This is a genomic window from Winogradskyella rapida, assembly GCF_042675845.1.
GTDB lineage: Bacteria > Bacteroidota > Bacteroidia > Flavobacteriales > Flavobacteriaceae > Winogradskyella > Winogradskyella rapida.
The window spans coordinates 3772-8696 of sequence record NZ_JBHTKM010000007.1; the positions used below are offsets into that span (position 1 = coordinate 3772).

The 4925-nt window shown below is 31.2% G+C and carries 5 protein-coding genes; all 5 read left to right on the plus strand.

The features are described from left to right. Positions 1-691: 691 nt before the first annotated feature. Positions 692-916 carry a hypothetical protein gene (locus ACFQ13_RS01860; protein ID WP_348449114.1) on the plus strand — a complete coding sequence of 75 codons (225 nt, stop codon included), beginning with the start codon at positions 692-694 and terminating at the stop codon, positions 914-916. A gap of 13 nt (positions 917-929) precedes the next feature. Beyond that, positions 930-1346: a hypothetical protein gene (locus ACFQ13_RS01865; protein WP_386113430.1), complete on the plus strand. Its 417-nt coding sequence runs from the start codon at positions 930-932 to the stop codon at positions 1344-1346. A gap of 170 nt (positions 1347-1516) precedes the next feature. Continuing rightward, entirely contained in the window at positions 1517-2287 is a 771-nt protein-coding gene (locus ACFQ13_RS01870) for a nucleotidyltransferase domain-containing protein (RefSeq protein WP_386113432.1), read from the plus strand. 159 nt (positions 2288-2446) lie between these two features. After that, the gene (locus ACFQ13_RS01875) at positions 2447-3214 is read left to right on the plus strand and encodes a hypothetical protein (protein ID WP_386113434.1); all 768 of its coding nucleotides are present in this window, start codon (positions 2447-2449) and stop codon (positions 3212-3214) included. An 871-nt stretch (positions 3215-4085) separates the two neighbouring features. Continuing rightward, positions 4086-4817 (plus strand): CPBP family intramembrane glutamic endopeptidase, encoded by a 732-nt coding sequence (locus ACFQ13_RS01880; RefSeq protein WP_386113436.1) that lies wholly within the window; start codon positions 4086-4088, stop codon positions 4815-4817. The last annotated feature ends 108 nt before the right edge of the window (positions 4818-4925 follow it).

Sequence of the window (4925 nt, forward strand, 5' to 3'; positions counted from 1 at the left end):
GCAGCAATGCACCCTGACAGCAAAAGCCTTTACCTACCCAACTTAACGCTTTCTTTATTCGAGCCATCAAAAAACCTTTATGTGGAAACTCAAAACGATGGATTTAAAGCTTATCGAATATATTGCGGTAAAATCTGCTGATTAAATCAAAACCTAGACAATTTCGTTCAAATTAAACCTTAACTGAACATTTCAAAATCACTTACGTTAAACCAAAAAAAGCCTAGTTTCTTTTTCGCGATTTTTTTTTTAGAATTTTAATTAAGTAAAATCAGAAAAAATAGAGCCGGAAATTTTAATTTCTTACGGAACTAGAATAGTAATCTAACTGATTATTTATAAAAGCTAGAATTTGAAAAGTTTACTCGATATTTAAATATTACGCAGGATTTACAAGCTGAGCGTAAAATCCGTGTCTGATTAGCAACAACGAAGGACTAAAAGCAGATTATCTCTCGATTTATTTAATATTCAAGTTAACTAATTAAATTATAGTTTCTTAAAAACATAGCTTATAAAAAAAAATAAGCACGGCTGCCAACACCGTGTATAATTAATTGCTTTGTTCTTCCCTACTTGCGAAAATTCCTGCGGAATTTTCGCTGGTTCGTAAAAGTTTGCTAACTTAGTTGCCTAACCACGCAACTAACCATACACAAACACGTTGTGCACTATTTGAGAAAAAAACGAAATGAAACTTAAAAAAGATAAAATAATAATTGCGAGTGATGTAAAACGTGACGGAATTGGAATTGAGGTTTATCGAGATGACAAAATGGTGGTTGAAATATTTCGCAGTGATGGTGACAAAACGAGAACCATCAAAATCTTTAAAGAAGATATATCTCTTCAATTAATGGAAGAAAGCATTGCAACTTTCAAAAAAGAAATTCCCTGGGATTTCATAGATGACTAATCCATATTAAGAAATGACTTTAACTCACGAACAATTCACAGAAGCTGGATTTATTTTCGAAAAAGCCAATGGAAATTCTCACTCGGATTTTGAAAAGAAAATTATTGCGGAATCGAAATTGACCAAATTCGACCCAACTGAATTGGAACAAATCATTGTTGACGGACTGAACTCTGGATTCTATAAAAACGAAGACGAGCGAGTTAGCGGATATTGGAGTTTATCAAAAATCGGAAATCGGAATTTGATTGTGGATTTTAAAAAATGGTTACGGACTGAAGTGGAAAATGAAAATGGAATTGCAGTCTTCCAAATATTAACTGGACTTGACCGACTTGGCGAACCAGCGTTTAATGAAAACCGAAATGGACGTGGAGCGGACGAAACGGAATTGAATATTAGAGACGCTAAACAGTATCTAAAGAAATAAAAAAACAGTGCACAACACCGTGTATAATTAATTGCTGTGTTCTCGCCTACTTGCGAAAATTCCTGCGGAATTTTCACGGGTTCGTTAAAGTTTGCTAACTTAGTTGCCTAACCACGCAACTAACCATACACAAACACGTTGTGCGTCATACCCAAAAAAAACCGAGAAAATTGACTGAACAAATAAAAACAGAGTTAAAACGAATTGAAAAAGAGAAGGATATTCAAATTCTCTATGCTGTGGAATCTGGAAGTAGAGCTTGGGGTTTTGCCTCAACTGACAGCGATTGGGATGTAAGATTCTTGTACATTCAAAATCAGAATTGGTATTTGTCTATTGACGACAAAAAAGACAATATGGAAGTTATGTTACCTAATGATTTAGACTTTGCAGGTTGGGAATTACGAAAAACACTAAAATTATTTAGGAAATCAAATCCACCATTGTTAGAATGGTTGAGAAGTCCGTTAATTTATTTAGAACAATATTCGACAGCTGAAAAAATGCGTGAATTAACTAAATATTATTTTAACCCAAAATCTTGTACTTATCACTATTTGCATATGGCAAAAGGGAATTATCGTGATTACTTACAAACTGATTTAGTAAGAGTGAAAAAATACTTTTATGTTTTGAGACCGATTTTAGCTTGTAAATGGATTGAATCTATGGGAACAATGGCACCAATGGAATTTGAAAATCTTGTTAATACACAAGTTGAGAATCCTGAATTGAAAAAAGAAATCGAGAAATTGTTGGAACGAAAAAAATCAGGCGAGGAACTTGACAAAGAACCACGAATTGAAATAATTAATAACTTTGTCGAAAAAGAAATTGAGTATTTTGAAAAGAAAGTAGAAGATTATGATAAAAACCTCAAACCCGAAACTGAAAAGCTTGACAAGCTATTTAGAGAGACATTAAATGAGGTTTGGAAGTAAAAGTACGAACGCACAACACCGTGTATAATTAATTGCTTTGGCAAGTGCTTATTTGGAAAATTCCTTCGGAATTTTCTCGCGTTCGTTTTTGTTTACTAACTTAGTTGCTTAACCACGCAACTAACCATACACAAACACGTTGTGTGTAATCCAAAAAAAATGAACGAATCTGAATTAAACGAACTAAAAAATATTGAGGAATTTAATTCCATCGGTTACCACTATACAATAATGTATATGGCAAGAATTCATTCACAAGCTGAATTTTTATTTGCCAAAGTTTTAGCTCTTCGTGGAAAAGTTTATTCAAATTATGAAGCTTCGGAAATAATAGAAGCCTTTACTATTAAAACAATCTGTGATTGGGAATGGTATGCGGAAAAAATGATTTATGAATGCTTAAAAGTAGATACAACACAATTATCTAAAGAATTAGAATTGAAATTACCTAAAACTATCAGTAATGATGAATGTATAGCTTATTTAAACGGTTTAGGATATTTTGACTTAAGGAGCGTAAATAACTTGAAAAAGATTGGCAGAAAGATTTTAACAGACAAGAATAATCCTTTCCAAAATATATCATCCGAAGCCAGAAATCAGATAGATGACTTTTACTCTTTAAGAAATTATGTTGCACACAAGAGTAGTAAATCAAAAAGAACGTTGATTAAAACTTACTCAAAATACAATCAAAATGAATTTATTGAAGTTGGAGACTTTTTACTCTCTAAAACAGATGAAAATAAAAAAAACATTAGATTTCAAGATTTCGGAAGTTCTTTTTGGCTTGCTTCTTTCAATATAATGGAATTTACATATCCGAAAATGTATAAGTGGATAGTTCAAGATGAAAAAATTTACAATGACAAGTGTCATTTACGCTTTCATTATTTAATGGAAATAAGTCCGAACAAACCAAAATAGAGGAAAAGACTACACACAACACAGTGTATAAAACATAGCTAATAAGTGCTTAACCAAAAGGTTTTGTATATTTATAAAGTCCGCCAAATTTTTAATTTGGCTTTTAAAATTGATAAGTTAAAAACAAAATATAAAAATTCGGCTCTGTGTTAATCCGAAAAGTTAGTGTCTTTTTGCACGCTACGTTCCATACACAAGTCCGTTGCCATTCATTGCGGAACGCACTCAAAACCGACAAATAAATATGACCAAATTAAATAAATGGATTCTAATAAATTGTTTGATTTCATTTTTAATGTTTTCATTTATTTTTTATAAAAATGTTGGCGTATCTGGTGGAGATATCGCAATTTATGCTTTAAACATAATATTCGGAATCGTTCAAGTAATAACGGTAATAATACTGATTTGGAAAAAAGAAAATAAGTTTTATAAGATTATACTTTTTATTCTACTATTTCAAATAATTGAAATTTTGATAATGACAGTTTTGGGAAATAGTTTAAATGCATTTCTGAAATCTTATTAGTCAACTGAATTGAAAAACTAAACTATAATTGAATGCGGAATTTAGCAAGTTACGGAATTGCTCACTCAATCGGAATTGAATAATATTGCGGAATAAAACGCTGACTGAACTCACTCGAACCTGAAAAATGGAAAATGAAATTAGTCGAATAATTAGAAAACTGAAAAACAACGAAATGGCAACACCGTGTATAATTAATTGCTGTGTTCCTGCTTACTTGCAAAAATTCCTGCGGAATTTTCACGGGTTCGTAAAAGTTTGCTAACTTAGTTGCTTAACCACGCAACTAACCATACACAAACACGTTACCTGCAAGCTAAAAACCAATCTATACGGAACAAAATGACAAAAAAAATCTACTTATTTTTATTACTATTTACTTCAATATTATTAGTCGGTTTTTATTTTACATCTGCAATTAATAACTTTTGGATTGCTCACATAAGTCATTTAGCAATAATGCTAATTGCTGGACTTTCATTAATCGGACTTGAAAAAGGAAAACTTCCGAATAAAGAAAAATCATCGTTTGAAATAATCCAATTGATTGGAATTATAATCGGGATTGTAGGACTTATCGGATTTAGTAATTTTATTCCTGTCTTCGCTACTAAATTAGCTGGAATTGAAATGACTGGATTTTTCAAGACAGCTGAATTGAATAGGATTCTTATAAGTGTAATTTCCATATCAATATTTGAGGAAATTTTATTTCGTCGAGTTTTAGCACAAAAAATAAATAATATACTTGGATTCAAAAAAGCCATTTGGATTTCTGCATTAATTTTTGCAATAGCTCATAGTTACACAGATACTGGACTATTAAGTGCATTTTTTGCTGGAGCAGTTTTTGGCTATATCTATCTTAAAACGAAAAATATATATCTAAGTATAATTGCACATTTGATATATAATTTAACAACTTATTTTTTAACGCCAATTTTCATAAAAAACTATGACGGAATTAATAAATATTCAATAATTATTTCGATTTTAGTCATAGGTTTAATATTAATGTATGGAATGACTAGAATTCTGAAAAAAAAGCCGGCAGGTAACACCGTGTATAATTAATTGCTTTTTTCTGCTTACTTGCGAAAATTCCTGCGGAATTTTCTCTGGTTCGTGAAAGTTTGCTAAATTAGCTACCCAACTACGCAACTAACCATACACAAACACGTT